Annotated in this window: 20 protein-coding genes and 1 pseudogene; 6 read left to right on the forward strand and 15 right to left on the reverse strand. The window is 35.1% G+C overall.

The genetic code is table 11. The annotated features are described in order from the left end of the window. Positions 1 to 65: 65 nt before the first annotated feature. On the reverse strand, positions 66 to 1238 hold the full coding sequence (nhaA, locus tag ACPUVN_RS11000; protein WP_426360264.1) for a Na+/H+ antiporter NhaA: 1173 nt from the start codon (positions 1236 to 1238) through the stop codon (positions 66 to 68). A gap of 322 nt (positions 1239 to 1560) precedes the next feature. Here nhaA and ACPUVN_RS11005 point away from each other — a divergent pair, with 322 nt between their 5' ends. Genes ACPUVN_RS11005 through ACPUVN_RS11015 form a run of 3 tightly spaced genes read left to right on the forward strand, consistent with a single transcriptional unit; the run spans position 1561 to position 3493 of the window. Further along, complete coding sequence (locus ACPUVN_RS11005; RefSeq protein ID WP_426360263.1) at positions 1561 to 2115, forward strand: RNA polymerase sigma factor; 555 nt, start codon at positions 1561 to 1563, stop codon at positions 2113 to 2115. 15 nt (positions 2116 to 2130) lie between these two features. Continuing rightward, the gene (locus tag ACPUVN_RS11010; RefSeq protein ID WP_426369098.1) at positions 2131 to 2862 is read left to right on the forward strand and encodes a hypothetical protein; all 732 of its coding nucleotides are present in this window, start codon (positions 2131 to 2133) and stop codon (positions 2860 to 2862) included. A 25-nt stretch (positions 2863 to 2887) separates the two neighbouring features. Next, positions 2888 to 3493, forward strand: a complete 606-nt coding sequence (locus ACPUVN_RS11015) for a hypothetical protein (protein ID WP_426369099.1) — start codon at positions 2888 to 2890, stop codon at positions 3491 to 3493. A gap of 148 nt (positions 3494 to 3641) precedes the next feature. On the opposite strand, the gene ACPUVN_RS11020 is transcribed toward ACPUVN_RS11015, so the two are convergent. Further along, positions 3642 to 4550, reverse strand: a complete 909-nt coding sequence (locus ACPUVN_RS11020) for a LysR family transcriptional regulator (protein WP_426360260.1) — start codon at positions 4548 to 4550, stop codon at positions 3642 to 3644. Between the two features lie 192 nt (positions 4551 to 4742). On the opposite strand from ACPUVN_RS11020, the gene ACPUVN_RS11025 reads away from it, so the two are divergent. Beyond that, positions 4743 to 7586 carry an FAD-binding and (Fe-S)-binding domain-containing protein gene (locus tag ACPUVN_RS11025; protein ID WP_426360259.1) on the forward strand — a complete coding sequence of 948 codons (2844 nt, stop codon included), beginning with the start codon at positions 4743 to 4745 and terminating at the stop codon, positions 7584 to 7586. A 70-nt stretch (positions 7587 to 7656) separates the two neighbouring features. Here the strand turns inward: ACPUVN_RS11025 and ACPUVN_RS11030 are convergent, their stop codons facing one another. After that, a complete protein-coding gene (locus ACPUVN_RS11030) occupies positions 7657 to 8556 on the reverse strand; it encodes a dienelactone hydrolase family protein (protein ID WP_426369100.1) in 900 nt (299 codons plus the stop codon). 634 nt (positions 8557 to 9190) lie between these two features. On the opposite strand from ACPUVN_RS11030, the gene ACPUVN_RS11035 reads away from it, so the two are divergent. Beyond that, the gene (locus ACPUVN_RS11035) at positions 9191 to 9679 is read left to right on the forward strand and encodes a hypothetical protein (RefSeq protein ID WP_426360257.1); all 489 of its coding nucleotides are present in this window, start codon (positions 9191 to 9193) and stop codon (positions 9677 to 9679) included. A gap of 324 nt (positions 9680 to 10003) precedes the next feature. Here ACPUVN_RS11035 and tnpA read toward each other — a convergent pair whose 3' ends face one another. The 3 genes from tnpA to ACPUVN_RS11050 all read right to left on the reverse strand — a co-directional run bounded on the left by tnpA (position 10004) and on the right by ACPUVN_RS11050 (position 15161). Continuing rightward, entirely contained in the window at positions 10004 to 10447 is a 444-nt protein-coding gene (tnpA, locus tag ACPUVN_RS11040) for an IS200/IS605 family transposase (RefSeq protein ID WP_426357702.1), read from the reverse strand. A 375-nt stretch (positions 10448 to 10822) separates the two neighbouring features. Then, a complete protein-coding gene (locus ACPUVN_RS11045; protein ID WP_426360256.1) occupies positions 10823 to 11815 on the reverse strand; it encodes a response regulator in 993 nt (330 codons plus the stop codon). Next, positions 11805 to 15161 carry an MHYT domain-containing protein gene (locus ACPUVN_RS11050; RefSeq protein WP_426369101.1) on the reverse strand — a complete coding sequence of 1119 codons (3357 nt, stop codon included), beginning with the start codon at positions 15159 to 15161 and terminating at the stop codon, positions 11805 to 11807. Before ACPUVN_RS11050 ends, ACPUVN_RS11045 begins: the two co-directional genes overlap by 11 nt. 452 nt (positions 15162 to 15613) lie before the next feature. Here ACPUVN_RS11050 and ACPUVN_RS11055 point away from each other — a divergent pair, with 452 nt between their 5' ends. After that, complete coding sequence (locus tag ACPUVN_RS11055) at positions 15614 to 16081, forward strand: Lrp/AsnC family transcriptional regulator (RefSeq protein WP_426360253.1); 468 nt, start codon at positions 15614 to 15616, stop codon at positions 16079 to 16081. Between the two features lie 213 nt (positions 16082 to 16294). Here the strand turns inward: ACPUVN_RS11055 and ACPUVN_RS11060 are convergent, their stop codons facing one another. From ACPUVN_RS11060 to ACPUVN_RS11100, 9 genes and pseudogenes are all read right to left on the reverse strand, one after another. Next, positions 16295 to 17707 (reverse strand): DUF3300 domain-containing protein, encoded by a 1413-nt coding sequence (locus tag ACPUVN_RS11060; protein WP_426360252.1) that lies wholly within the window; start codon positions 17705 to 17707, stop codon positions 16295 to 16297. Between the two features lie 543 nt (positions 17708 to 18250). Next, positions 18251 to 19365: pseudogene (locus ACPUVN_RS11065) on the reverse strand (IS3 family transposase). A 51-nt stretch (positions 19366 to 19416) separates the two neighbouring features. Continuing rightward, positions 19417 to 19905 (reverse strand): Flp pilus assembly protein CpaB, encoded by a 489-nt coding sequence (gene cpaB, locus ACPUVN_RS11070; protein WP_426369102.1) that lies wholly within the window; start codon positions 19903 to 19905, stop codon positions 19417 to 19419. Between the two features lie 36 nt (positions 19906 to 19941). Next, positions 19942 to 20154, reverse strand: coding sequence for a hypothetical protein (locus tag ACPUVN_RS11075; protein WP_426369103.1), 213 nt, complete (start codon positions 20152 to 20154; stop codon positions 19942 to 19944). 29 nt (positions 20155 to 20183) lie between these two features. Then, positions 20184 to 20861 carry a hypothetical protein gene (locus ACPUVN_RS11080; protein ID WP_426369104.1) on the reverse strand — a complete coding sequence of 226 codons (678 nt, stop codon included), beginning with the start codon at positions 20859 to 20861 and terminating at the stop codon, positions 20184 to 20186. Between the two features lie 19 nt (positions 20862 to 20880). Next, positions 20881 to 21792 (reverse strand): hypothetical protein, encoded by a 912-nt coding sequence (locus ACPUVN_RS11085; RefSeq protein WP_426369105.1) that lies wholly within the window; start codon positions 21790 to 21792, stop codon positions 20881 to 20883. Positions 21793 to 21870: 78 nt separating this feature from the next. Further along, positions 21871 to 22425: a hypothetical protein gene (locus ACPUVN_RS11090; RefSeq protein ID WP_426369106.1), complete on the reverse strand. Its 555-nt coding sequence runs from the start codon at positions 22423 to 22425 to the stop codon at positions 21871 to 21873. A gap of 42 nt (positions 22426 to 22467) precedes the next feature. After that, entirely contained in the window at positions 22468 to 23151 is a 684-nt protein-coding gene (locus ACPUVN_RS11095) for a hypothetical protein (protein ID WP_426369107.1), read from the reverse strand. A 55-nt stretch (positions 23152 to 23206) separates the two neighbouring features. After that, positions 23207 to 24010 (reverse strand): hypothetical protein, encoded by an 804-nt coding sequence (locus ACPUVN_RS11100; protein WP_426369108.1) that lies wholly within the window; start codon positions 24008 to 24010, stop codon positions 23207 to 23209. Between the last annotated feature and the right edge of the window lie 30 nt (positions 24011 to 24040).

Below are 24040 nucleotides of genomic sequence, written 5' to 3' on the forward strand. Positions count from 1 at the left end.
ATAGTTACATCGCCGTTTTGATTTATACCTTTACGTTTTAAAGTTAACGCTGAAAAAAGTCAGTATTACTTCTCTTTATCAAGTGCTGTTTTAATCACAATATAACCTAATATACCTGAGATTAATGACCCGATAACAATACCTAAACGGTCTTGGAATAATGGTGAGTCAGCTGATTGTTCAAACGCTAACGAACCAATAAATAAACTCATGGTAAAACCAACACCACACAGTAAAGACACACCGTAAAGCAGCTTCCAGTTCACATTTTCAGGCAGTTTAGCAAAACCTAATTTTATCGCGATAAAACAAAAACCAAACACACCTAATTGTTTACCAAAAAATAAGCCTGCGATAATGCCTAATGGTACTGGCGAAAGTACTTGATCTAAGCCTACACCACTAAAGTTAATACCCGCATTAGCGAATGCGAATACCGGCAATACAATAAAAGCGACCATTGAATGTAAGTTATGTTCTAACGACTTAAGTGGAGATGGTTCACCTTCCGCTCCTTTAATAGGAATGAAGAAAGCTAATGCAACGCCAGCAAGTGTTGCATGCACACCTGATTTAAGTACGGCAATCCACAATATAATACCTAAGAAAATATAAGGCGATGTGCTGGTTACACCCTTTTTATTTAAACCAAATAAAATAGTTAATATAACCGCTGAAACCACTAATGAAAGTACCGATAATTGGTCGGTATAAAATAAAGCGATAATAATAATCGCGCCTAAATCATCAAAAATAGCGAGTGATGTTAAAAACACTTTAAGCTGCAATGGCACTTTACTACCAATAATGGCTAATATACCTAAAGCGAACGCTATATCTGTTGCGGTAGGAATTGCCCAGCCGTTAATAGCGGCAGGATTGTCATAGTTTAATGCAACATAAAAAAGTGCAGGGATCGCCATGCCACCTACGGCAGCTATAGCAGGTAAGGCTATTTGACTAGGTTGAGCTAAATTGCCCTCTAAAAATTCGCGCTTAAGTTCTAAACCTACTAAAAAGAAGAACAATGCCATTAGGCCATCATTTATCCATAATAATAATGGTTTAGCTATTTCAAAGCTGCCAATAGCAACCACTACAGGTACATCGAGTAATAAATCGTAATAATTAGCCCAAGGGGAATTGGCTAAGATCATTGCAAATACAGCAGCAAACATCAGTATGATACCGCTTGAAGCTTCTTGCTTTAAAAAATTTTGTATCGGTGAAAGTTCCATGATTTCCTTTATTAATATCAAAAACAACCAGACATAATATGTCATACGTTGTATGTATTAGTAAAGATCACTTCGATAATTTTTACTAAAGGTTATAAGAATTTAACCTAAATTAAAGAAATGAGGGTCAGTTAAAGTAATAATAGCCAGAAAATTGTTACCTGCAGTTCTTATTTTATACTTACATCATTTGTCATTTTGTTTAAATACTCTGTACTTAATTCAAGTATAGATAAAATAATTAAATTAACTGCAACCTTTACCTAGTCTATTTCGTTACTATGATTAGTGAAGAGTGAAACTTACTGAGACCCTTTTTTATATGAGTCAAATTTTATCTTTTTTTGGAATGAAAGAAAAAGAGCAATCGTTTGAAGCATTAATCCATCCGCACATGAGTAATTTGTTTAAAGTCGCGTATCAATATACCGGCACAAAACATGATGCTGAAGATTTACTGCAAGACTTGCTTGAATTTTTATTAACCAAAGAAAACGAGTTACGCAAGGTAGAAAAATTAAAGCCTTGGCTAATGCGATGTTTATATAATCGTTTTGTCGATTTATATCGCAAGAAACAACGTCAACCTAATTTAGAGGATATTGACGATGATAAAGTGCAGCCATTGTTTCGCTATTTCGATAATCATCAACAAGATGAACAAAACAAAGAAATTTATACTGCGATGAATAAGTTATCACAAGATCAACGTGCGCTAGTCGCGTTACACGATATTGATGGTTACACACTACCTGAACTTTCAGAAATTATGGATGTTCCTTTAGGTACGTTAAAATCGAGCCTTCATCGCGCTCGTAAAACATTAAAGCAACACATTACCCTACAACCTTATGAACTTAATGTTCGTCATTATTAACAGAGGATAAAACTTATGAACTGCAAACTTGTTAATAACGCCATTGATGAACTTACGGTAGTAGACTTTAGATCAGGCTTAGAAAATGTATTAAACAATACGTTAAAAGCGCATATTGAATCGTGTGATACGTGTGAAAAAACACTCCAAGAACATCATTCATATATAATTAAAATGTCGAGATCAACAACACCTGAATTTAGTGATACACAAGCAACCGCTATGCTAGATAAGGTTGTAAATAAAGCTGGCAATAACATTCATGCTAATAAATCAGCCAAAAATGACAGTAGTTTTTTCCAAGGGTTTATTGCTGCATCGGTTTTAGCTTTATCTATATTTGGTGCGTGGAATGTTTTAACACCTTCGCCAGACCAACAACCTCTAATAGTGAGTGCTGAACCTGAGTATTTTACAACAGAAGTGGTTTTAGTGATTGATGCTCCTGAAGATATGTACGATGCTGATTTAAATATTGTTTTACCGCAGCAAATTGCTTTAGAAGGTTACGACAACATTCAAGATCTTAGTTGGCCTGTAGACTTAAAAGCAGGTATTAATACCTTATCGTTACCGATACGTGTAAACAAAAATCAGAATTTAGAACAACCGTTAAGCATAATGGCCAAGCTTTATCATTATGCAGAAGAACGTGAATTTGAAATAAAAGTTAACGTGCAAGATATGAAGAATTTACAAGAAAATTCTATAACGTCTGAATCTGGTGTGAGCACAACACGCGCTTAACGAATAAAAGTGAACTGAGTATAAAATGAAGATTAGAAATTATTTATTAGGCGCTTTAGCTATTATTTTGTGTGGTAATGCTTACATAGCAATATCTGCAGAAGATTTAGAAGGCGTAACCATGAAGCTCGCGCAAAAAGAAACTAAGCGTGGCCATCGTGTACAAATGCGCGCTCATCAAATTATTGCAGATTACATGCTTAAAAATGGTGACATGACTCAAGATGAGCTTGATGCCATGAAAGAAGAGCGTAGAACGCTTCGTTCTGAATTAAAACGTCTCAAAAAATCTGGCGATATGGATGCCTTTAAAGCTCGCTTAACCGAAATAAAGCAAGCGCACGAAGCAAAGCGTGAGTTAATGAAAGAATACGTTCATAACCATCCTGAACTCGACAAAATTCTACGTGATACTCACATAGAGCGTCATGGCGAAAAAGATGGCGCGCGTGATGGAGAACGTAAAGGCGAACGCCGAGGCGATATGTATAAAGATCGTAAACATGGTGAAAATGATGAAGGTGATCAATTTGATGATGAAAAACGTAAAAAGCATCACAAAAAGCCATTTGAAGAATTTGAAAGCGATGAAGATCTAGAAAAAGATGCAGAAAACGAAGTAAGTAATTAATCTTCTTTAGCGCTTACGCTTAATACCTAGTACTTAAACCTAATACTTAAAAGCTGGTACTTAATACCTAAAAGTATTATGTTCCATAAAAATGCTAATCAGTTTATTGATTGGCATTTTTTATGATTATTTAACACTCAAATCAGTATCAGCTAAAGTATTCTTTTTTCTCACTATAAGCTTTTCTAAAGTATTCAATTAAAAGTTTTAGCTTCTTATCGGGTTGCCTACTTCGTGGATATACCGCGTAAATACCTAAATCTTTCGCTGTAAATCCATTTAAAATAGAAACTAGATCACCATTGATCAAGTTATTATGGATTAACGCCTTAGGTAAATAAGCAATCCCTAAATTAGATAAAGCAGCTTGCCTTAAAGAATGTAAATTATTAGAACGAAACTGACTTTTCACTTTAACAAAGTACTCGCCAGATCCATCTTTAAATGCCCACTGCTCAGAGCCAGTGCCTTCGTATTGATAAATTAAACAGCGATGCGTAGATAAGTCTTCTGGTGTTTTAGGTGTACCTACATTGCTCAAGTATTGAGGGCTAGCACAAACAACCCAATTAGAATCAACCAAGCGTTGCGCAACCAGTGAAGAGTCTTCTAACTGTGCAGTTCTTATGGCTAAATCGTAGCCCTGCCCAACAATATCAACCACACTGTTATCGATAGATAGCTCTACATTCACACTAGGGTAATCATCACAAAATCTAGCTAATGCTGCATTCAATACTAGTTGTGCAGACACCATAGGCATAGTTAATTTTATGGTGCCACGGATGTCTTCGCTATAACCTGTAATAGAGTCTTCGGCTTCTTGTATAGCAAGTTTAGCTAATCTTGCTTTGCCGTAAAGCGTTCTGCCAGCGTCGGTTAAGCTCAACTTACGGGTTGTTCTGTATAAAAGTTGGGTATTAAGTTGTAATTCTAAACGCCCAATACGTTTACTTACCACAGAGTTGGTTAAGTTAAGCTGTTCAGCGACTTTACTAAACGATCCAGCCTCAACCACCAGAACAAACAATATAAGATCATCAGCTTTAGCTGCCATATAATGACTTCTTGATTATGTGATAAAAAGAAAAAAACAATATCATTTATTCCAATTCATTAATAGTGTGATTAATTGTACATTTACGCCTATGATTTTAAGGTGCAATACTTATTAAAAAGTTGTTCGTTAAACAATCAAAAAAGTAATTATCTTAACTACAAAAAAATAAAGGTATGGGTATAAAAATTAATGGCGACGATTAACGCAAACTTCCTATCAAACATACGTGAAACTCTTTCTTCAGAACAAATTATTGAAGATATTACGCGTAGGCGCGCTTTTGGTACTGATGCGAGTTTTTATCAACTCATACCTCAATTAGTTTTGAAAATAGAAAGTGAAAAACAGATACAAAAAGTGATCGCTTTAGCCCATAAGTTTAATGTAGCCGTTACCTTTAGGGCAGCAGGTACAAGCCTTTCAGGACAAGCGATAACAGATAGTGTACTTATTTTATTAACGACTAATTGGACGCAATATCATATTAAAGATAATGGCAATCTGATCAGTTTACAGCCAGGAATTATCGGAGCCGACGCCAATAAGCATTTACTCAAATACCATCGAAAAATCGGTCCTGATCCTGCTTCAATTAATACCTGTAAAATTGGTGGTATTGCCGCTAACAATGCCTCAGGTATGTGTTGTGGCGTAAGTAAAAATAGCTACTATAGTGTTGCCGATATGACATTAGTATTAGCTGACGGAACATTAGTAAACACAGCTGATGCCTTCAATGTTGAGCTATTTAAACAAAGTCATTCAGCTATGTTAAATAACTTAAGTGAATTAGCAAAAAGTGTTCAAAACAATGAAGAATTAAAGCAACGTATCACTCATAAATATCGTTTAAAAAATACCACGGGATATGCCATAAACGCTTTGATCGACTATAACGATCCTTTGGATATTTTAATGCACCTCATGATTGGTTCAGAAGGCACATTAGGTTTCATTTCAAATATAACTTATCGCACTTACCCTGACTATCAGCACAAGGCCAGCGGATTATTCTCATTTTCAACGGCTGAACAAGCTTGCCTAGCAGTAACTCAATTAAGTCACTGCCCTGTTGATGCCGTTGAATTAATGGATCAGCGCGCATTAAACTCAGTTAAAGGTCAAAAAGGTTTACCCGATAGTTTTTGTGATCAAGCAAATGAAACAACAGCTCTGCTGATAGAGATACGTGGCGAAACAAATGCCGAGTTAATTAAAAATATTGCTCAAGTTAAACAAGTAATCGACTCGTTTACACCTATTCAATCAATCAATTTCACCCAAGATACAGCCTTATCTCAGCAACTTTGGGCAATACGAAAAGGTACCTTTCCTGCAGTAGGTGCGGTTCGAGAAACAGGTACAACGGTTATTATCGAAGATGTGTCTTTTCCAATAGAAAACTTAGCGGAAGGCATTGTAAGACTACATACTTTATTTGATGAGTTTGGCTATCATGAAGCAATTATTTTTGGTCATGCCTTAGCGGGGAATTTACACTTTGTATTTACTCAGACCTTCAATAATGATGAAGAGATAAAACGCTACGATAATTTTATGCAGAAAGTGACTCAATTAGTTGCTGTTGAATTTGGTGGTTCATTAAAAGCCGAACATGGCACAGGTCGTAATATGGCGCCATTTGTAGAGCTAGAATGGGGAGAAACCGCTTACCAAGTAATGCAGCGCATTAAAGAGGTTATAGATCCAAAAGGGATTTTAAATCCAGGCGTTATTTTAAATAAAGATAAAAATTCACACATCAAAAATTTAAAAGAAATGCCTCATGCAGATCCTATTGTTGATAAATGTATTGAGTGTGGATTTTGTGAACCTGTTTGCCCGTCTAAAACATTCAGCTTAACGCCTCGTCAACGCATTGTTATTTGGCGACGAATACAACAACTGAACAGCAAAAGCGCTTTATCCCAAGATGAAAAGTCTGAGTTGGTCGAGTTAAATAAAAACTATCAACATTTAGGTATTGATAGTTGTGCCGCGACAGGATTATGTGCAGAGCGTTGCCCAGTAGGTATAAATACTGGTGAGTTAATAAGACAACTAAGAGGCAACAAGTTAGGAAAAACAAGTCAGGTTATTGCTAAATGGTCGGCTGAACACTTTTCAGTATTAAATACTGGCACCGCTTTAGCCTTTAACGCAAGTGGAAAACTCACCGATTTATTAGGTAAGAAGTCTGTAAATAACTTAGGTGAAACATTACATAAAATAAGTGGTTCTAGCTTGCCTTTATGGCATTCAAAGTGGCCAGCAAAAGCAAAGAGTTGCCCTACTCATATTTCTCCTATTAGTGATAAAAATGCTCCCAAAGTTATTTTCTTTGCTAGTTGTGCAAGTCGTACCATGGGACCAGCAATAGATAGCACGGATAGACGAAGCTTAACCGACGTTGCTCACTCTGTTTTCACCAAAGCTGGCTATCAGGTTATTACACCAAATAAGCCTTCAGATTTATGTTGTGGAATGCCTTTTCATAGTAAAGGTGCTGCAGAAGTTGCTAATAATAAAGGCCAACAACTTATTCATATGCTTACCGAACTAAGTTGTAATGGTGAAATTCCAATCGTATTTGATACAAGCCCATGTAATTTAAGGATCAAAGAAATAGGCACTACCCTACCTATTTATGAACTTACTGATTTTTGCGCCAAGTTTTTAGTAGATAAATTAGCAATAGTACCTAAGCAGGAAGCCGTTGCATTACATATTACTTGTAGTAGTCAAAAAGCAGGAATTGCAGGCAGTTTACGATACATTGCCAATGCTTGTGCGAATGAGGTTGTTGAGCCTGAAGATATTACCTGCTGTGGTTTTGCTGGTGATAAAGGTTTATTTATGCCAAAACTCAATGAAAGCGCATTAACGACACTTGCCACACAAGTACAAGGTAAGTGCAGCAAAGGCTATAGCAATAGTAGAACGTGTGAGATTGGTTTATCAAAAAATAGTGGAATTGATTACCAGTCACTTATTTATTTAATAGACGAAGTGAGTTTTTCTACATCAAGCTGATAAGCTTTATTGATGTGTTTATTAGGCTACTTAACATTTAAGTAGCCTAATAAGAGTGTTAATTTTCAGCTTAACTGGTTAAATGTTTATTAAAAAATGAAAGAGTTCGTTGCCACGAAAGCTCTGCTGCTTCGGTGTTATAACGTTGTGTCGAGTCATTATGGAAACCATGTTGAGTACCTTTATAAATATGCGCTTGGTAGTCAATTCCTTTAGTTTTTAATAAAGCCTCATACTCAGGCCATGTTGCATTAACTCGTTTATCGTTTTCAGCAAATTGTAATAATATAGGGCTTTTTATATTTTTAACTATGTCCGCTTTAGCAGGCGTACCGTAATACGGCACAGCAGCATCAACAACATCAGGAATGGCTGCCGCCAGCATATTACTGATATAACCACCAAAGCAAAAACCAACCACACCTAACTTACCATTACTTTTAGCATGAGCTTTTAAAAACTCCGCTGCAGCAATAAAGTCAGCTTCAATTTTGTCGCGATCTAAACTTTTTTGCATTGCGCGACCTTCATCATCATTACCTGGATAACCTCCTAATGGATGTAATGCATCTGGGGCAAACGCGATAAATCCTTGTTGAGCAAAGCGCCTAGCAACATCTTTCACATAAGGGTTAAGACCGCGATTTTCATGTACAACAAGTACCACAGGCATTGAAGCATTAACATTCGTTGGTTCAACTAAATAACCGCGCCCTTCTCTATGTCCTTTGATTGAAGCAAACGTAGCGTAAGTAGCTTTGATACTAGGATCGTTAAACGATACGGTTTCTGCGAGTGCATAATTAGGAAGTAATGCAGAAGACACAACACTCAATGTTAACCCCGCGACAGCTAAGCCACCTAAACGTGTTAAAAATGTTCTACAATCAATACAACCATGGGCATATTCATCGTACCAATCAAAGGCTTCTTGAGGGATTTCTATGTGATTTAACTTTGACTCAGGCATAACTTGTCATCCTAAATAATGAATTAAATAACCTCTACTTATTAAACAAGTTTATAGCAAGGTTAGCTGTTGATAAAAATAAACATAACAATGAATACTACTAAAAAAACAGAAGATAAAGGAAGATTAATCGACTAATAAATAGTCCGTATTTTGTAAGTTAAAGTTTCTTAATGTGAACTTGTGTAGGTTGAACTTTCGAGATTACTTTTATAGTCCTACTTGTTTGGTATTTAAGTAAAGCATGTAAACGTGTAGACCCACAGCGCTTAGATGCGGATTAAACTTATTCACTCAAAAACTCACAGCTATTCTACATAGAATAACAGCCTTAAATTGATGAAACCTGCTTAAAAAACCAGTAAATGAGCAATAAAAACAATGTTTTTACCTTTATTTTCACATTTTTTTATATACATTCAATCAACTGATTTTACTGGGTTTATCACTTTTCTTTTATACGAATTATTAAATCACTTAAAATAATTGATCCTTATTTTTGCAACCTTTCAATCCTAACTATCGTTACTGACTATGAAAGAAGTAAGGAATAAATACCTTACGACTTACCCATAACCACAAAATGTAGTTACAAAAAAGTAAGTAATTACAATTATTTAAATAAGGAATTTTTATGAAAATCAAATTAGTTTCAATCGCAATGATCTTAGCACTTACAGCTGGCTTTAATGCCAACGCATTCCATTCAGATAAAAGTTCTGAATGTGCTGAAAGCTCTCATGGCAAGCACGGAAAAAAGATGCATGGCCACAAAATGAGATTCGACATGCGCTCTGTTGTTACTGAATATATGCTTGCACAAGGCGATATTACGCAAGGCGAAGTAGATTTAGAAAAAGCTGAACACAAAGCAACTCGTGAAGCTTTAAAAGCACTTAAAGATTCAGGTGACACTGAAGGGTTTGAAGCGAAGAAAGATGAAGTAGAAGATAACCGTGAAGAGCGTCACGAAAAGGTTAAAGCCTATATTGATTCTCACGAAGATTTGCAAGCTCAAATCAAAGAGAAGAAAAAAGAATTTCGTGAAGAAAGAAAAGAACGTCGTGAAGAACGTAAAGCTAAAAAAGCAGCAATGGAAGCTGAGTCTTCTACTGAAAGCTAAGCTTTATAGTTAACCTGATCTTGGCTTAATACCAAACGGATTAATTTATTGCTCACTTAGCGAGAATTTAAAGGCTTAGAGGCACAGGTTCATAGTTCCAGACTGAACCTAAGCACCTACATCCATGTAGGCGAGGCATTGATTGAAGAGAATGGTTATTCTCGGTAACTGCTCCTGCGTTACCCTAATGTCCTACATCCATGTAGGAACCTTGTCAAAATCAATAACGCGGCATATGAGCTTTTAAATTCTCGCCCTTCGGGAGCTCATTAGCAAACTGATAACATCACAAAAATAAAATTCTCGGCCGCAAGCGACCGAGTTTCAAAACAAGTTCAGTGGATCGCTATTAATTTCTTTACCATCTAATTCGATTAACTGTTCTTGAACATATTTCCTGATAACTTCTTCTGTTGCGTTACCAATCGTTTCAACAAAAAAGCTTTGTGTCCATAATTTACCGCCCCAGAAATACTGCTTTTTAATTTCAGGATAAATTCTAAAAAACTCACGAGCAGTTATACTTTTAATTATTTGCATAACATCGCTTGGCGACTGTTTAGGGATCCCTCTAATAACCATATGAATATGGTCACTCGGAATTTCTAACTCTACGATATCAATATCGTAGTCATATCCTACTTTTTGAATAATTGCTTTCATTGTTGAACGATAAGGTTCAATGAAGACTTTGTGTCGATACTTTGGTATCCACACAAAGTGGTACATTAATCTAAAGACATGATGTGTATTTCTTTGAAGTTCCATATGAAGAATAGCATTTACTGGGGTCCCCCCAGTATACACTATCCAGCACGGGGGCAAGCCCCCGAGATTTACGCTTCGCTAGTTAAAAAAATATAGAATAACTATGTTTAATCAATTTTGCTTGTTCTAAGCTTGCTAATGTAGCTCTAAGTTGCTCAATAAATTAATCCGTTTGGTATAACTTATTCAAAACTAGCTTATTTACACAAAAGTAGAAAGTGCATACTTAAGTTGATTAGTTCCCACCTCAACTATGCATTAATAGAAACAAAAAAACGAAGATATTACCTCTTCGTTTTTTTTTGATCTTATGGTTTATTCATTTACTTTAGAATAAACGATTAGCTGTAACGCTATAAATAAAAAACATAATGGTTAATCGACCCATGTATTTTTTATTTCCAATATTTTATCAAGCTCTTCTTCTAAAACATCAACAAGGTCAGGGTCAAAATGTTTACCCTTCTGGCTACGAATATGCTCCATTGTTTTCTCAACAGACCAAGCTTCTTTATAAGGTCTTTTACTGGTTAAAGCATCAAAAACATCGGCTAACGCAATAATACGCCCTGAAATAGGTATTTCTTCACCTTTGAGCTGATTAGGGTAACCTGTGCCATCCCACTTTTCATGATGAGTTAAAGAGATTGATTTAGCTAAACAAAGTAATTCAGAATTGGTATCACCTAAAATTTCAGCGCCAATTTGCGGGTGAGTTTTCATAATAGCGAACTCCTCATCCGTTAATTTACCGGGTTTAAGAATAATGTTATCTGGTATACCTATTTTACCAATATCATGCATAGGTGCAGCATTAAGAATATTCTCAGCCTGATTTTTAGTTAAACCATAAGCTAAAGCAATTACTTGAGAATAATAACTCATACGCATTACATGCATACCCGTCTCATTATCTTTATATTCAGCCGCTTTACCTAAGCGCTGAATAATTTGCAGTCGAGTTATTCTTAGTTCGTCAGCCTGCGTTAATGATAAATGAGTTTTAACTCTTGCTTTAACAACAGCAGGTGAAACTGGTTTAGTTATATAGTCAACCGCACCTACTTCAAATCCCATGGTTTCATCGGTTTCGTCACTTAATGCAGTAACAAAAATGATAGGAATACCTTTGGTTTTCTCTTCACTCTTTAGTTTTTTACATACTTCAAAGCCTGTCATGCCGGGCATCATAACATCAAGTAAAATAAGATCAGGTCGATCCTTTTCTACTATATTCAGCGTATCTTCACCATTTTTGGCGAATGATAATCTATAACTATTAGCAAGTATTTCCTTAAGAACTCTAAGGTTAGTAGGCTCATCGTCTACTATTAATACTTTATAATCATGATCTTTCTCAACTCTCATTTCCGTACCCATTTTGTTTAGCTAAGGTGATTAATTGGGTCACTATAACTTTTGCATTATCATATTCAAAATCATTAACTGCATGTATTAATTTTTGACTTAACTCACTAACCACTTGAGGAGTAGACTGATTAAACTTAGCGATTAATTTCTCATCAAAGCCTTGATATTCTATCATATGATCAAGTGCTTCTAATAAGGTTAACCATTCTTCAGTTGTTAATAAAGCCTTATTATCTTGGGTTTTTCCCTCAGTTTCAGTTTTCTTTCTCTCTAAAATTAAAGCTTCTAAATTTAGTAAAATAGTTCCTGACTTTTCTATGTGGGCATTACATAACAGTTCGTCTTTACGGTTCGATGCTTGCTCAATAGCAGAGAAAGTACGATGCAGTGTTGTTAATGCTAAATTACCGGTTAAACCTTTAAGTGTATGAGAAACTTGGCTGATAGACTTCCATTCTTTATTTGAGAACAACTCTTTTAGCTCTTTAGTAACATTAGCATAAGTTGACATAAAGAGATCAAGCTCTTCAAACAATCGTTCTTTTGATCCCCACAACTTAGTACCTTTATCGCAATCTACTAATTTTGAAGGAGATTGACTGCTAACTTCTGCAGTTTCGGTAATGCTAACGGTTACGCCTAACACCTTAGCAAGCTCAATGTAAACTTCATCAATATCTACAGGTTTACTTGCAAACCCATCCATACCTGCATTTTTAGCCGCTTTACGATCTTCTTCAAGCACACTCGCTGTTAGCGCTATAATGGGTATTGCTTTAAGGTTATTAGCACTTTCAAACTCTCGTCTTATTTTAGCTGTAGTTAAGCCATCCATAATAGGCATTTGAATATCCATCAATACGCCATCAAAGGTTTCAGTTTCCATTAAATGAAGAGCTTTTTTGCCATCTAAAGCTGAACAAACAATATGTCCATCTCGTTCAAGTAGTCTTGTTAATAATTCTACATTTTGTGGAATATCATCTACCACTAAAACGTTCAAACTAGGTAATTCAACTTTATTAGATTTTTTAATCAATACTTTGCTTTTTGATACTTCTAACGGAATTTCAAAAATAAAGGTAGAACCTTTGCCTTTAATACTACTTGCTGAAATAGTACCGCCCATTAGCTCAACTAATTGCTTACTTATAGTCGTACCTAACCCAGTACCACCATACACTCGGCTCATCGATGTATCAGCTTGTACAAATGCCTCAAAAATCTTATCAACTTGCTCTTGTGTCATCCCAATACCAGTATCTTCTATACTGAATTGGATATGACTATTGGATAATGGCGTAACAAATAACGACACTTTACCCTCGGCTGTGAACTTAACAGAATTACCAATTAGGTTAGTGATAACTTGGCGTATTCTATCTGACGCACCATAATAAATAGGAGCGAGATCAGGAGAAATATCAACAGAAAGATCTAAGCCTTTCTTTCTTACTTCAAGCCATAATGTTGAAACAACAGTGTCAATTTCTTCTACTAACGAAAAGTCTCGGTACTCTAAATCAAACTTACCTTTATCCATTTTCGCACTGTCTAAAATATCATTAAGTAAATGGAGTAATGATTTGGCCGAGTTATTAATACTTTTTAAATGTTTAGCATCATTAATATTTTTTGCTTCGTCTAACATAATGTCACTAAAGCCAATAATAGCGTTCATTGGTGTACGAATTTCGTGGCTCATATTTGCCAAGAACTCTGTTCGAGAAGCTACCGCATCTTCAGCTCTATTTTTTTCTTCAACGAGCTCTTGCTCCATATTTTTACGGTCAGTAATATCCATAATAAAACCGTCTAACCAATGCTTTTGCTCTGACTCGATATTAATACTGATATAACTGCCATACCCCATCATCCATTTCACTTTACCGAAGCGGTCTATAATGCGGTACTCTAAATTAAATTGTTTTTCTGCTAATTGCATTATTCTCGCTATTTCAGGCATATCATCAGGATGAACCAAATCAGAGAAATAACGCTTTGGATTAGGTAACATAAAGTCTGATGCTGGGTAACCCGTAATGTCTTCAACGGCATCACTAATGAATGTCATTGGCCAATTACCATGAGCTAAACAACGATAAGCGATACCTGGAATGTTTGTAATTAACGAACGAATTTTCTCTTCATCTTCTTGTCTTTGGCGCTCTAAAAGTAATTGCTTACGTATGTCTGTTACAAACACAACATAGAAATTTTCGTCATCAATTTTCACATGCCCGATAGACAGCTTTACTGAAACGGTTTCGCCATTCTCATGTAATGCTTCAACTTGTCTGCCACTTACATTGCTATCATGCTTAGTTTCAATATCTCGACTTAACTGCCCATTAGCTTCTGTAATAAATACATCAGGTATAATAACGTTTATATTTTCACCGATGAATGAATAACTCGACCAACCTAATAAATGCTCAATAGCCGTATTTGAACTAATAACCTCGCCTCTATCATTAATCGTAACAATACCGTCCATAGCGGTATCCATCATGGCACGTAAACGACTTTCTTTATCTGCTGATTTAGCCGAAATTTCTTTATACTTGATCAGTAAATTAGCGCCTAAAACTAAGAAAATAATAATGATGGTAGCAATGGTGATAGACAGAGCTAAATACATTGAAATGTCTGATGTTTGCTCTGATAGTTCAAGACCTGGAGGACGAACAAATCGTGCTGCAGCCATACCTGTATAGTGCATACCAGCAATAGCAAATCCCATGAAAACACTGGCTAACATAGATATTTTTGTATTACCTACATAGCTAAACCGACCAGTACGTAAACGGGTATAAACCCATAAAGAAAGAATAGCTAAAACAGCCGCAACAACAATAGAAAGACCAAATATAGTGAGGTCATAACGTAACGAAGCTGAAACTTCCATTGCCGCCATACCTATGTAATGCATGGTGCCAATACCTAAACCAACTAAAGTCCCACCGATAATGAGTAAACAACAGGTTATTTTTTCACGGATAATAATATTAAGCGTTATCCAGGATGCAAAAATACTGGGTAATACTGAAACTAAAGTGAGTTGTACGCCGTAAGTAATAGGTGTACATAAATCAAATGCCAACATACCGATAAAGTGCATTGACCAAACACCACCACCTAATGTGATACTGCCAACAACTAACATAAACTGACGCCAAAAAGCTGTACGAATATACTTTGCTTGCGAAGCTACATTCATTCCCATAAAGGAAGCTAAAATGGCAATGGTGATAGATAAAGCGACAAGCCATGGCTTGAAGGTACCGTAAATGAGTAAATTATCAGCTGGGTACTGAAAAATTGTTGAAATTTGATCGAACATAACGTTACAGCCTTGTTATAGATACTATTTGTTAAGCTAACTTTTAGCTTAACAAATAGTTACACTGTTAATCTACACGACATTATAATTCTTTGTAATTCAGACGCTTTGCTAAAATAAATCAACTTAAACAAAGATTTGTAATTGAGGATTATAAATTATCTAGAAAATATGGATAATAATCAGCTATATCGGTCCCTTTGAGTAAAACTTGACTTATTTCACTCGAAATATTGAAGTATTTTATAAAAATAAAAACGCTTAACAACTAAGTTAACCTTTAATAAGTTCACTAGTCAAATTTCAATTAAAAATTCGGATTAAATATAATAAAGCGAGAATAATTCATTTTTTTTGAACTTTATTATGATATTTCTGTATTTAATAAGTATAGTGAGATGACTATATGTAAACTTAATAATGTGACTTCACTGTTATAGGGAAATAATTTTTTGAAAAAACTAGACGATATTGATCTGCGAATTTTAACGCTTCTTTATGATAATGCAGATATCAACAATAAAGACTTAGCTGCAAAAATAGGTATTGCCCCTTCAACATGTTTAGAACGTGTAAAACGTCTTAAAACTAGCGGTATAATTAAAGGTGCTTTTATCGAAGTTAACCTTAAGAATATTGGCGGTAATATTGAAGCGATAGCCGCGATACGTTTACAGCCCTACTCTGAAGAAATAGTTAATAAACTGCGTGATGATTTACTGAAACTACCTGAAATAATTAGTTTGTATCACATGGGTGGTAACTACGATTATTATATTCATATGTCGGTAAAAGACAGTGAACATTTAAGACAGTTCGTATTTCAGGCAATAACTTCACGTGATGAAGTTCAAACAGTTGAAACTTCTTTAGTCTTTGAACATAGCAGAAGTACGGTATTACCCGGATTTGAAGATTAATACATCGTTAGTTGATAGTGATGATACAACACAGCTTAATCTGATCTGGATTTAAGGTAAGAAGTTATATCTAGCAGTTTTATAATCATAAACTGACACGAGAAAAAGTAGCTCAGCTTCTCTCAAAAAGCATCCAAACATAAAAAAGCCCAATAACTTTTAGTTATTGGGCTTTTGCTTTTATAAACAATATATTTAGTAAGCTAGTTCAGATTAGTTTTCACCTCGTCTAGATTGACGCTCACCACCACTGTTCGATCTAGGTACTTGCTTACTTTCTGATCTCTGCGTACGTTGTGGTTTTGACTGATAGCTTTTACTTCTTTCTGAAGATCTAGCTTGTCGAGTCTGTTTAGCTTGCTGTGCCGATGATCTATCTATACTTTTCTGAACATTATTTCTTTGAACGTTTTTTGTTTGAACATTTTTTGTTTGAACATTGTTTCTTTGCACTTCTTTGCTTTTAGCATAGCTTTTGTTTTTCAACTCATTAGAACGTTGCGAATTAAACTGTTTACGATCTGATGCATTGTTTTTAATTCTGTTCTGTAATCTCTGTTGAGAAACCGTTTTTTGTACTTTAAGCTTTTTTGCTACAGCATCATGCTTACGATTTTGATGAACTTGAACTCTATTGCTATTATTACTACGAATAACGGCTTTGTTATTATTCAATCTGGCATTAACTGTCGCATGATTATTACGTTTAACAACTGTTTTATGTGCCGTAGCGCGATTATTTCCATAGCGTTTGCTCACATTTTTATTACTGTAGCGTACACCTTTTCTATGTTGCGGTTTATGTGCCCAACGGTTTGAATAACCACTACGAACAATTACTTTTTTAGGTTGATAATGACGTGTATTTCTATGGTTAATCACCACTACATGTCTATTACTCCAATGAAAGCCACTGAAAAAGTAGTTCAATGAAATATGTACACCACTGTGCCATCCAAAAGGTCTATGACTTGAATAACTTACTCTTTGTCCCCAGTCCCAATATACAGGTGGGTATAGTGATGAATGCCAATGTCCGTATACATGACGTGAATCATAATAAGGTACATATACAATTTCTTTCTCGGCTGGCTCAATAATAATGTTGTTATCTTCACGACTAACTTCTACATTTTCCATTTTAGCTAAACTGCCAGCAGTGTCGGCTTGAACACGTAAATCTTGAATAGCACCTAAAACACTTTCTTCGTTTTGTAAGAAGGCATCGCCTAATTGTTGAGTCCAACTTAGGTCGTCAACTAAACGTTCAAGCACATCAGGAAACATAACCAAGGCTTTAACTGATGGCTCCCAATCTTTGTCTTCTAACTTATCCGCAACTTTAGCTGCCGATAAACTTTTATTTTTTGTTATCCAACGCTCGGCTTCAACCACTTCAAGAGGATAAGTTGATGCAATAAGAATATGCGTTAATAAACTGTCTGGATACAAAGCAACAGGCGCAAGTAACTGAGCTAACTGTTCTTGGCTATACACAACGTCGCTAGATACATCATTAAACGTTTGATTATTAGTATTGCTACTTTGATTAAGGATTTCTTGTGCAGATAACGTATTACACGTTAAAACAGATAATAGTCCGATGCTTAAAATTAATTTTTTCATCTTTCTTTCCTTTTGAAGAATACCTAACCAACAATTCTTATTTATTTAACAACTATCTAACGATTAGGTATAAATACATTACAGGAGCAATATTAACGGATGTAAACTGAACGCTTCCTGAACACTTATATTTATTTAATTTGCTTATTAATACAGACCTTGCAAACAAATTATTAATTGCAGAAAAGGCTTTCTACATAAGTAACCTAATGTTACTAAGGTTAAGAAGTGCGTTTTATAATAGAGGCGTTCTATCTATCGAAAAGGTTGTTTGAAAGGTATTAAGTGTTTAATTATATCCATCAAAAATGGGTTAGAGAATAGAATAAACTTTACTATTTTTATAGTAGATTTTAAATAAAAAATTAACTGGCTTATTCTATAATGATGGTTCAAGAATTAAACCAAATACTAGTTTATTAATCTTAGATAATAGCACCTCAACAATATACAAGTGAATATTGGATTGGTGGATTAAAAAAGAGAACGTATTAATTCAAATGTAAAAAATTATATAAACGAGGTATGGTAATCCCCCCATTTTTAATGGAGTTCAAAAGTAGACGTTTTTCTCTGTGTTAGTTTGCGTTTTTGAATTGGTGTTATACCACCAATTCCCATGTTAGGTCGCTCATGGTTATAAGTCCATAACCATTGTGTGGCCCTGTTCTGTAATTCTTCAATATCACGATAAATATAATGGCTTAGCCAATCATATCTCACCGTTCGATTAAAACGTTCAATGTAAGCATTTTGCTGTGGGTTGCCTGGCTGAATGAAACATAATTCAATATCGTGTTTTGATGCCCAAGCTGCAAGTTTATGACTAATATATTCGGGTCCGTTATCAGAACGTATACGTTTAGGTTTACCACGCCATTCGATGATCCTATCAAGTGATTGGATCACACGTTCTGCGGGCAATGATATATCAGCATCTATTGCCAAACCTTCCCGGTTAAAGTCATCAATCACATTAAACAAGCGACAACTCCTTCCATCTGATAATTGGTCATGCATGAAGTCCATCGACCAACATTCATTCATCGCTTCGGGCACTGCTAATGGCTCAGGAACTTCACGTTTCAGCCGTTTATGAGGCTTTATTCGCATATTCAGTTCGAGTTCACGATAGATACGATAAACGCGCTTATGATTCCAGTGATAGCCTTTTACGTTTCTCAAATATAAAAAGCATAAGCCAAACCCCCAGTTTCGTTGATTCTGCACTAAACCTAACAGCAAGTCGGCGATAAGCTCATTATCGTCATTAAGTTTAGGCTGATAACGATAACAGGTTTCGCTGATTAAGAATGCACGGCATGCTTGGCTAATACTGACGTCATGGCTTTGAATTGCTACTTTAGCCATCGCTTTGCGCTCAGAAGCCTTTACCACTTTTTTGCCATGGCCTCCGTAATGATTTCAGCCTTTAAACGCTCTTCGGCATACATCTTTTTTAAGCGCCGATTTTCATCTTCTAGCTCTTTCATTCTTGCCATAAGTGAGGCATCCATGCCGCCATACTTAGAGCGCTATTTATAAAACGATGAGTTACTCATACCGTGTTCACGACATAGTTCGGGAATAGGTACGCCATTTTCGGCTTGCTTTAAAATGGCTAAAATTTGACTGTCACTAAAATGTGCTTTTTTCATGAATGATCTCCTGCGGTTAAGCATACGAGAAAATTCTACTTTTGACTTCGATTATTTTTCGGGGGGATTACCGTCAACAAAGTCTCCTGCGACTAACATGCCTGATGCAGAATTCAAGCTATCTATCTCCAAAGTAATCGCTCTTTCATCTGTTTTAAGTAAATCTGAAAAACGTTCAATTCCCTGCCCTGAAATAGAATGAGATAATAAAGGTTCACCTGCAAACATTGGATACTCAATAATAGTCCCTTCAATTTTACCGAAATCTTCAGGTCCCATAGCAAAACCAGAAAGGTTTTCATTGTCAACAAATGCAAGAGCCATATTATCTAAATTAACAAAGTCTCCTGGCATTAAATTTTTAGACGCAACAATAACTCTAATCTTTTGTTTTTTCTCGCTTAAAATCTTATCCCGTAAAGAGCCTTCTTTAGCGGTTAAGTAATTTGTAGCTAACCAAAAAGCTAGACATGATATAACAAGAGCTACTATCAATAAGCCCCAGCTTTTTATAAAATTATTCCTTTTAATCCTATTCATAATAGTTCTTTATATTCCATATAATGATTCTAATAATTAACAGCTACTCTTTTTATTCTTATCACTGCTCTTACTTTTCTTTATTGCACTACATAACACTGCACTTACATTCGACATAGACGAAACAGATATATACGCTGCATGCTCTTTTTTTACTGCATAAACCAACTGTGAAGCGAGTGACTTACCATCAACAGGTACAAAAAGTATACTTGAAAGTACTGCCACACCTAAAATGTACTCAACCATCCCATAACCTAATTGCTTTTTTTTTCATATTATTTACTTACCACAACAGCAACTATGTCACTCTGTCCATTTTTTCTGCTTACGGTTAAATTAACTTCATCTCCACGCTTTCCTAACATTATAGCTGCATTGCTATTTGTCTCATCAAAAGAAACTTTCTCGACCTCCCAACCTTTTTTAACATAATAGTTTTTATAAAAATTAATATTATCTTTCACACTACTTTCATTTTTTAACCAAATAGTACGGGATTTTTTATTAAGATCTGTTGCTTTAATATCGTTCTGAAAAACAGAGTTTTTTAGTGATGGAAAATTTTTACCTAGGACAATCTTTTGACTTATTGCTTCTGGAAGGTTAGATATGGCTATAAAACCATGATGTGCTTTTTCAAGTTTATTATATGCAACTTGCACTGTATTGAGCTTTTTATCTTCCATCCATGAAATAATTTTCCATTCACCAATTTCAGATATTTTTATTTCTTTTATTGATTTTCGATAAAAGTCTTCAATTTTTTCGAACGACTCTAGAGTATAAAACTGAATGATTATCATATCAGTTCCATTCATATTCATATTATCAGTTACGATCTGCGCTTTAACAAAATCGGGAACTAATAGTTCATTAATATCAATACCTTTCGCGTGACTTTTACCGGTATATAGCACTAAAAAAATTATTACGTTACAAATGAATCCTTTCACTTTATATCCTTATTTTTTATTAATACTCTTCTAATCGAGACTCTGGTACAGCATCAATGACTACATGACCAAACTTTAATGAATCTGTTTTAATTTCTTTGGCCATAGGTAACCAACCAATAACATTCCTAACCGTATCAAAAGCACCAAAATCTAATACAGAAGAAAGTACTAAACCTTTTGCACGTAATTCTGCATGTTTAGGGCCTGCGGCATTCCAACCATCAGCTAAAATGGTTTGTGAACGACTTATCTCCATATCGCTTGTAATGTATTCTTTAAGAAATTCAGGTTGAATTAGAGTTAAATTAACGGTAGTTGACATAGCCCCTTTCATATCGACATCAAAACCTGTTAACCCTCCTACAAAGCTAAAAAGGCTATCAAGTATACTGCTCGTATAACCATACATTTTATTTTCTTGGCCATCAGTTACTTGAATAAATTCTTGACTATTTTCGTCACTTTCTCCCCCTTCCTCACTTTCGAGATGACTCTTATAAATAGATATTGATTTACCACTGTTATCAAGCCAATACGATTTACTCATGGAGTTGCCTTTTTCATTCACTTCATCGCTTTGTTGTGCAATATAAACACTTGCTTCCCTATTTGAAAAAACTCTATTTTCGAGTTCATAGCCTATTTCAGTAGCACTTTTCACAGTATTAATTTCATTATCAGCATCTGCTAATGATGAAGGCAAGTTTTGATACCAAACTGTTCTTTCCCAAGCGCTATACCTAGCTGCTAGTTCAACTTTCTGGGCATTATCTGTATATTTTGCAATCAAGGTAAGTCCAATATACAAAGGTATAACAACCAAACTAACAATCACAATAAACTCTGCTAATACAGCTCCTTTTTGACAAGAGGTAACTGCTATTCGGTTTGGTAAAATTCCATTTAGCCTTGGTTTAAATGAAGTCATTTCATTTTTATCCCTAAAATATTTATTTGTAGTTTTTTCTTAAGCTGGAAATCAAAAAATTATCGATTGGAAATCCCTTTATTCATATGTTTTTATATACATTTCAACTGGAAGATTTAAACAGGTATCAAAAAAATCACGTATTCCATCTTCTCCTTTACCTCGATATTCCCAGCCTTTTTTAAAAAATAATTGCCTGTGAGCTTTATCTCTGTCTTTACTGTCTTTAACAGAAAAAGGATAATCTAAATCATATTGCTTCGAGAGAGATGCCAAAAATTCATCTTTAGTCATTCCACCATTCTCTGTAAAATTCTTTGATCGGCTCGCTATTGGAATGAAACCAGACAGTATGCTTTGACACTTTTTAAAACGATCACGTTTTGCAAAAAATAATTTTTCTTCATCATTTAACTCACTTTTATTTCCTGTAATCTTTTTTATAAAAACATTATAAGGATTGTCCATGTAGGTTAACGCTGAACTTTCATTATTAAATTGTGCGAATGCAATATTGTATTGTTTGTTAAATTCATTTAGCTCTTGCACTGACATGTCAGCGGAAACATTAAAACTTCCAAGAGCCACTAAAGACATAAAAACACAAACACTTATTTTGCTAAATATTTTCATTTTTCTCTCATTTATAATTAATATTTTCAATAAATTAGGAAGCTAATTCACTGCTTGTAAAACCGCTGCCGTTGCCTGTTCTGTAGCATTATTATCTATCAATCTTGTTTGCCAAAAAGGATTATATAAATTCCCATATTCACGCATATTATCTGCTCTTGCCCATAAATCTTTTGGTCTAGAAAAGTAGGTTTCCGCTTTTGACAAACCATATAAGCTATTTCCAGCTACACTCCCTTGCTCTTCAATGGCAATAGTATCACTGCGATTATAAGTATTACTTTCATCATCCAAAGTTTCTTGCACTCGTAATTTATTCGTAGGTTTAGTTAACATCGCAACAATACTTGGACCTGTATCTTTTTTAGTATCTTCTTTAAGATCATAAAATGAATATAAGCCACCTGTGTTATTAAGATTATTATTTTGGTCATAGCTAGTAGCGAAGCTAGATGAAATAGAGTTCTTCCAAGATCCATCTCCCCAATGTTCATTATCAGATTTTTTATTCGATGAATCGTGTAATCCATCTTTATAATAAGTTAATTGTTCTTTATTTTTATAGCTACTATAGTTAAAGTTGGTAGAGCTACTAGCATCATCATTTAATGCATGGCCAGCCCCCCAACCTACAGGGAGTATCTCAGTACTTGAATATTTTGACTTTGGACCTGACCATCCCCACTTTTGCCACTTTAGATGTAACCAAAAACTTACGGTATCCATTGAACTCCACTGCCACTGAACCTCATTATTTCCTGCACTTGTTTGTATAAAGTCGCTACCGCCTTTTTTTTTCTAAAGAAATTTTTGTGTAATAGCCTGGAAATTCAATAATCGTTGTTTTTTTGATCCAATCATGACTTCTGTTACGACTAAATGGATCGCGAGAATCATTTACCACACCAGCAAACTCTTTATAACGGTTAAGTTCATCATTATTTGAACTTTTTGTTGAAGTGCTATTATTATTATTAATTTCGTCTTGCCAGCTTTGTATCAATGAACCAAAAGCAAGAGTAGATCCAACTAAGCCTATTTCTATATCTTTATCATTAGCTTTAGCTACTTTATTATAAGTAGCGAAAGCCATATCAGCGGTAACCAATTGAAAACCATCTTGTGCTTTAGATAAAACAAAGTTTAAATTATCAGTAGCGAGAATAAAATATTCTGCGAAATAATCTATACCTGTTTTCCCTGCGCTAGTCGCCTGTTGAATCGCACTTGTTACTTGATTTAACCACACACCTACAGGTGGAAAAGCGTATGTTAGCTGGGCTAACGTATTTAAGTTATCTGCTGCGGTGTCAAGCATATGTATCCATGAACTTAAACCTACCATTTGCGCAATCGCAACTTGGTTTCCTACCATAGCTCGATTCGTGTAAGCGATAAAATTCATATCTCGAGTTAACACAGTCATGGTGCTATATGCTGTAGCATCTGCTGTGTTTTGTATTCTTATGCGTTCTGTAGCTACAATACCGTTATCGTATAAAGAAAAACCGCTGAGTGTAATAGCCGTAATAAAGGCAAGAAACAATACCATTGTGTAACCACCTTGCTTTTTAATAATATTCACTTTCACCTCCTAAATTACGGCTAGTATTTT

It is taken from the genome of Pseudocolwellia antarctica, assembly GCF_049933045.1.
Classification (GTDB): domain Bacteria; phylum Pseudomonadota; class Gammaproteobacteria; order Enterobacterales; family Alteromonadaceae; genus Pseudocolwellia.

Excerpts from the sequence above, each read along its gene's own strand:
- nhaA (WP_426360264.1), bottom strand. The coding sequence starts at position 1,238 with ATGGAACTTTCACCGATACAAAATTTTTTAAAGCAAGAAGCTTCAAGC.
- ACPUVN_RS11005 (WP_426360263.1), top strand. The coding sequence starts at position 1,561 with ATGAGTCAAATTTTATCTTTTTTTGGAATGAAAGAAAAAGAGCAATCG.
- ACPUVN_RS11010 (WP_426369098.1), top strand. The coding sequence starts at position 2,131 with ATGAACTGCAAACTTGTTAATAACGCCATTGATGAACTTACGGTAGTA.
- ACPUVN_RS11015 (WP_426369099.1), top strand. The coding sequence starts at position 2,888 with ATGAAGATTAGAAATTATTTATTAGGCGCTTTAGCTATTATTTTGTGT.
- ACPUVN_RS11020 (WP_426360260.1), bottom strand. The coding sequence starts at position 4,550 with ATGGCAGCTAAAGCTGATGATCTTATATTGTTTGTTCTGGTGGTTGAG.
- ACPUVN_RS11025 (WP_426360259.1), top strand. The coding sequence starts at position 4,743 with ATGGCGACGATTAACGCAAACTTCCTATCAAACATACGTGAAACTCTT.
- ACPUVN_RS11030 (WP_426369100.1), bottom strand. The coding sequence starts at position 8,556 with ATGCCTGAGTCAAAGTTAAATCACATAGAAATCCCTCAAGAAGCCTTT.
- ACPUVN_RS11035 (WP_426360257.1), top strand. The coding sequence starts at position 9,191 with ATGAAAATCAAATTAGTTTCAATCGCAATGATCTTAGCACTTACAGCT.
- tnpA (WP_426357702.1), bottom strand. The coding sequence starts at position 10,447 with ATGGAACTTCAAAGAAATACACATCATGTCTTTAGATTAATGTACCAC.
- ACPUVN_RS11045 (WP_426360256.1), bottom strand. The coding sequence starts at position 11,815 with ATGAGAGTTGAGAAAGATCATGATTATAAAGTATTAATAGTAGACGAT.
- ACPUVN_RS11050 (WP_426369101.1), bottom strand. The coding sequence starts at position 15,161 with ATGTTCGATCAAATTTCAACAATTTTTCAGTACCCAGCTGATAATTTA.
- ACPUVN_RS11060 (WP_426360252.1), bottom strand. The coding sequence starts at position 17,707 with ATGAAAAAATTAATTTTAAGCATCGGACTATTATCTGTTTTAACGTGT.
- cpaB (WP_426369102.1), bottom strand. The coding sequence starts at position 19,905 with ATGAATAGGATTAAAAGGAATAATTTTATAAAAAGCTGGGGCTTATTG.
- ACPUVN_RS11075 (WP_426369103.1), bottom strand. The coding sequence starts at position 20,154 with ATGGTTGAGTACATTTTAGGTGTGGCAGTACTTTCAAGTATACTTTTT.
- ACPUVN_RS11085 (WP_426369105.1), bottom strand. The coding sequence starts at position 21,792 with ATGACTTCATTTAAACCAAGGCTAAATGGAATTTTACCAAACCGAATA.
- ACPUVN_RS11090 (WP_426369106.1), bottom strand. The coding sequence starts at position 22,425 with ATGAAAATATTTAGCAAAATAAGTGTTTGTGTTTTTATGTCTTTAGTG.
- ACPUVN_RS11095 (WP_426369107.1), bottom strand. The coding sequence starts at position 23,151 with ATGGATACCGTAAGTTTTTGGTTACATCTAAAGTGGCAAAAGTGGGGA.